The 4,643-nt window shown below is 74.0% G+C and carries 5 protein-coding genes; 4 read left to right on the top strand and 1 reads right to left on the bottom strand.

Features of this window, described 5'->3' with window-relative positions:
- Positions 1-35 precede the first annotated feature (35 nt).
- Positions 36-350: a PP0621 family protein gene (locus CKO13_RS10695; RefSeq protein ID WP_200260736.1), complete on the bottom strand. Its 315-nt coding sequence runs from the start codon at positions 348-350 to the stop codon at positions 36-38.
- Positions 351-502: 152 nt separating this feature from the next.
- Here CKO13_RS10695 and sucC point away from each other — a divergent pair, with 152 nt between their 5' ends.
- From sucC to CKO13_RS10715, 4 genes are read left to right on the top strand one after another with little or no spacing between them, the layout of a single operon-like run.
- Positions 503-1,678, top strand: a complete 1,176-nt coding sequence (gene sucC, locus CKO13_RS10700; RefSeq protein WP_200260741.1) for an ADP-forming succinate--CoA ligase subunit beta — start codon at positions 503-505, stop codon at positions 1,676-1,678.
- Between the two features lie 28 nt (positions 1,679-1,706).
- A complete protein-coding gene (sucD, locus tag CKO13_RS10705) occupies positions 1,707-2,582 on the top strand; it encodes a succinate--CoA ligase subunit alpha (RefSeq protein WP_200260743.1) in 876 nt (291 codons plus the stop codon).
- Between the two features lie 12 nt (positions 2,583-2,594).
- A complete protein-coding gene (locus CKO13_RS10710; RefSeq protein ID WP_200260745.1) occupies positions 2,595-4,253 on the top strand; it encodes an NAD+ synthase in 1,659 nt (552 codons plus the stop codon).
- 49 nt (positions 4,254-4,302) lie between these two features.
- On the top strand, positions 4,303-4,641 hold the full coding sequence (locus CKO13_RS10715) for a P-II family nitrogen regulator (RefSeq protein ID WP_200260748.1): 339 nt from the start codon (positions 4,303-4,305) through the stop codon (positions 4,639-4,641).
- The last annotated feature ends 2 nt before the right edge of the window (positions 4,642-4,643 follow it).

Raw genomic sequence — 4,643 nt, forward strand, 5'->3', positions numbered from 1 at the left:
GCGTAGCCGGGGCGGCGCAGGTGGAGCCGCCCCGGCTACGCCCGCGGCCCCTGCCGCCGGTGCTCGTCCGAGCAGTAGAGGCGCCCGCCGCGCCCGCGCAGCGCCTCGCGCCGGGCGAGGAAGACGCCGCAGTGGGCGCACTCGACCATCTCCTCCGGGGCCGCGTCCTCGCCCCGGCGCCGCGGCGCTCGCTCCTGCGCGTCGGGCTGCTCGCGCGGCCCCTCCCGCCGGTCCGGGGCCGCCTGCTGCTGCGCGTACCAGGCGAGCAGCCGCTCCCGGCGCTGCCACAGCGAGCGGGCCCCGATCCAGGCGAGGACGAGCAGGATCACAAGCAGGATTTGGCTTACCATAAGCGTTCTCTTCCGTGCTTCCCTTGGATCGAGGCCTGCTAGGTTGCACGCTATCGGCCCGGGCGCGGTAGGCTTGCGAGAATACACCGCATAACCTACCACGATACCAAGCCAGAGGCTGGCGAGGCAGGAGCCACAGGAGAGCGGCGGGCATGAATCTCCACGAGTTCCAGGCGAAGCACCTCTTCGCCGACTACGGCATCCCCATCCCCCGCGGGTTCGTCACCCGCTCCGGGGCCGAGGCGCGGGAGGCGGCCGGCCGGCTCGGCGGCGAGCGCTGGGTGGCCAAGGCGCAGGTCCACGCCGGGGGGCGGGGCAAGGCCGGGGGCGTGCAGGTCCTCGACGACCCGGCGGCGCTGCAGCGCTTCGCCGACGGGCTCCTCGGCGAGCGGCTGGTCACGGCGCAGACCGACGAGCGCGGCCAGCCGGTGCAGGCGCTGCTCGTCGAGGAGGGCGTGGCGATCGAGCGCGAGCTCTACCTCGGCGCCCTGGTCGACCGCGCCCGGCAGCGGGTGGTCTTCATGGCCTCGGCGGCCGGCGGCGTGGAGATCGAGGAGGTGGCCGCCCGCGACCCGGCGGCGATCGTCACCGCGGCGGTCCACCCGGCGGCGGGCCTGCAGCCGTACCAGTGCCGGCGCCTCGGCTTCGCCCTCGGCCTCGGCAAGGCGCAGGTCGACGAGCTGACGCGGCTGATGCGCGGGCTCTACCGGCTCTTCACCGAGCGCGACCTCGCCCTCGTCGAGGTCAACCCGCTGATCGTCACCGGCGACGGCGGCCTGCTCGCCCTCGACGCCAAGGTCACCGTCGACGACAACGCCGTGGCCGTCGGCCGCCAGGCGCAGGTCGCGGACATGCGCGATCTCAGCCAGGAGGACGAGACCGAGGTCCGCGCCGCGCAGCACCAGCTCAACTACATCACCCTCGACGGCAACATCGGCTGCATGGTCAACGGCGCCGGGCTGGCCATGGCCACCATGGACGTGATCAAGCGCCACGGCGCGGCGCCGGCGAACTTCCTCGACGTCGGCGGCGGGACCAACGCCGAGCGGGTCGCCGAGGCGTTCAAGATCATCCTCTCCAGCCCCCGGGTCGAGGGGATCCTGGTCAACATCTTCGGCGGGATCGTGCGCTGCGACCTGATCGCCGAGGGGATCGTCGCCGCCGTCCGCGAGGTCGGCGTCGAGGTGCCGGTGGTGGTCCGCCTCGAGGGGACGAACGTCGAGCAGGGCAAGCGGCTGCTCGCCGACAGCGGCCTCGACCTGATCGCCGCCGACGACCTGGCGAGCGCCGCCGACGCCGTCGTCGCCGCCGTCCGCCGGGACGCCTGAGACCGAGCCAGCGCAGGAGCAGCGTGCCATGAGCATTCTCGTCGACCAGGATACCCCGGTGCTCGTCCAGGGCTTCACCGGCCGGCAGGGGAGCTTCCACGCCGAGCAGGCCATCGCCTACGGCACCCGCGTCGTCGGCGGCGTCACCCCGGGCCGCGGCGGCGAGCACCACCTCGAGCGGCCGGTGTTCGACACCGTCCACGAGGCGGTGGCCGCCACCGGGGCCGAGGCGTCGGTGATCTACGTCCCGGCGGCCTTCGCCGCCGACGCCATCCTCGAGGCCGCCGACGCCGGCATCGGGGTGATCGCCTGCATCACCGAGGGCATCCCCACCCTCGACATGCTCGCCGTCAAGGAGGCCCTGCGCGGCACCCCGGCGCAGCTGATCGGCCCCAACTGCCCCGGCGTCATCACCCCGGACCGGTGCAAGATCGGCATCATGCCCGGCCACATCCACCGCGCCGGGCGCATCGGCATCGTCTCGCGCTCGGGGACGCTGACCTACGAGGCGGTCAAGCAGACCACCGACGCCGGGCTCGGCCAGTCCACCTGCGTCGGCATCGGCGGTGACCCGATCCACGGCCTCTCCTTCGTCGAGTGCCTCGAGCGCTTCGAGGCCGACCCGCAGACCGAGGGGGTCGTCATGGTCGGCGAGATCGGCGGCAGCGCCGAGGAGGCGGCGGCCGACTACATCCGCGCGCACATGAGCAAGCCGGTGGTCGCCTACATCGCCGGCGTCACGGCGCCGCCGGGCAAGCGGATGGGCCACGCCGGGGCGATCATCGCCGGCGGCCGGGGCAGCGCCGAGGAGAAGTACGCGGCCCTCGAGGCCGCGGGCGTGGCCACCGTCCGCTCGCCGACGCAGATCGGCGAGCGGATCAAGGCGCTCGTCGATCTCTGTTAGACTCATCGGGCTATGCCTGAAGCCCCCCTGCGCATCGCCGTCGCCCAGCTCCCCTTCCCGGTGGGCGCCCTGCGGGAGAACACGCGGCGCATCCTCGAGGCCGTGCGCGCCGCCCGCGACGAGCACGGCGCCGACCTGGTGCTCTTCCCGGAGCTGGCGGTCACCGGCTACCCGCCCGACGACCTGCTGCTGCGCGGCGACTTCCTCGCCGCCGCCGAGGCCGCCGTCGCCGAGATCGCCGCGGCCTGCACCGGGATCACGGCGGTGGTCGGGGCGCCGCTGCGCCGCGACGGCGGGGTGCGCAACGCCGCCGTCGTCCTCGCCGAGGGGCGCGAGGCGGCCGTCGCCTACAAGCGCCGGCTGCCGAGCTACAGCGTCTTCGACGACAACCGCCACTTCACCCCGGGTGAGGCGCCGTGCGTCGTCCCCGTCGCCGGCCGGCAGGTCGGGGTCCTCGTCTGCGAGGACCTCTGGGCCCCGGCGCCGGCCGCCGACGCCGCGGCCGCCGGCGCCGAGCTGCTGGTCAGCCTCAACGCCTCGCCCTTCCACGACGGCAAGCAGGCCGAGCGCGAGGCCGCGGCGGCGCAGCGCGCCGCCGAGACCGGGCGGGCGGTCTGCTACGCCAACCTCGTCGGCGGCCACGACGAGGTGGTCTACGACGGCGCCTCCTTCGCCGTGGACGGCCGGGGCCGGGTCGGTGCCCGGGCGCCGCTGCTCGCCGACGGCCTCTACCCCCTCACCGTCGCCGCCGACGGCGCGGTGGACGGGCCGCAGGCGCCGCGCCTGGCGGGGCCCGAGGCGGTCTACCCGGCGATCGTGCGCAGCACCGCCGACTACGTCCGGGGCAACGGCTTCGAGCGCGTCGTCCTCGGCCTCTCCGGGGGGATCGACTCGGCGCTGACCGCCACCCTCGCCGCCGACGCCCTCGGCCCCGAGCAGGTCCTGGCGGTGATGATGCCCTCGCGCTACACCGCCGAGCGCAGCCTCGCCGACGCCCGCGCCGTCGCCGAGGGGCTGGGCGTCGACTACCGCGTCGTCCCTATCGACGAGCTGTTCAGCGGCTACGAGCAGGCCCTGGCGCCGGCCTTCGGCGACCGCCCGCCGGACGCCGCCGAGGAGAATATCCAGGCCCGCATCCGCGGCAACCTCCTGATGGCGCTGTCCAACAAGCTCGGCCGCCTGCTCCTCGCCCCCGGCAACAAGAGCGAGCTGGCCGTCGGCTACGCCACGCTCTACGGCGATATGTGCGGCGGCTTCGCCCCGCTCAAGGACGTCTACAAGACCGAGGTCTACCGGCTCGTCGACTACCGCAACGGCCTCGGCGCGGCGGTGCCGCAGCCGGTGGTCGAGCGCGAGCCCACCGCCGAGCTGCGCCCGGGCCAGCGCGACCAGGACAGCCTGCCGCCGTACCCGGTGCTCGACGCCGTGCTGCGTCGCTACATGGAGGACGAGGCGGCGCCCGGCGAGCTCGACGTCCCCGGCGCCGGGGCCGAGCAGGTCCGCCAGGTCGTGCGCATGCTCTACGTCAGCGAGTACAAGCGCCGGCAGGCGGCGCCGGGGGTGAAGGTGACCCGGCGCGCCTTCGGCCGCGACCGGCGCTACCCCATCACCTCCGGCTGGCGCCAGCAGCCGGAGGCCCTGGCGGCGGGGCCGTCGAGGGGCGAGAATTGAGCCGACGGGAAACCGCGTAACCTCCCCAGATTCACTCAGGAGCCGACCCATGAAGAAAGTCGAGGCCATCATCAAGCCGTTCAAGCTCGACGACGTCCGCGAGGCGCTGTCGGATATCGGCATCACCGGCATGACGGTCACCGAGGTCAAGGGCTTCGGCCGCCAGAAGGGGCACACCGAGCTCTACCGCGGCGCCGAGTACGTCGTCGACTTCCTGCCCAAGATGCGCCTCGAGGTCGTCGTCTCCGACGGCGAGGTCGACCGCTGCGTCGAGGCGATCACCCAGGCGGCGCAGACGGGCAAGATCGGCGACGGCAAGATCTTCGTCAGCGAGGTCGAGCGCGTGATCCGCATCCGTACCGGCGAGGAGGGCGACGAGGCCATCTGAGC

Origin of the sequence: Halorhodospira neutriphila (assembly GCF_016584055.1) — a bacterium.
Lineage (GTDB): Bacteria > Pseudomonadota > Gammaproteobacteria > Nitrococcales > Halorhodospiraceae > Halorhodospira > Halorhodospira neutriphila.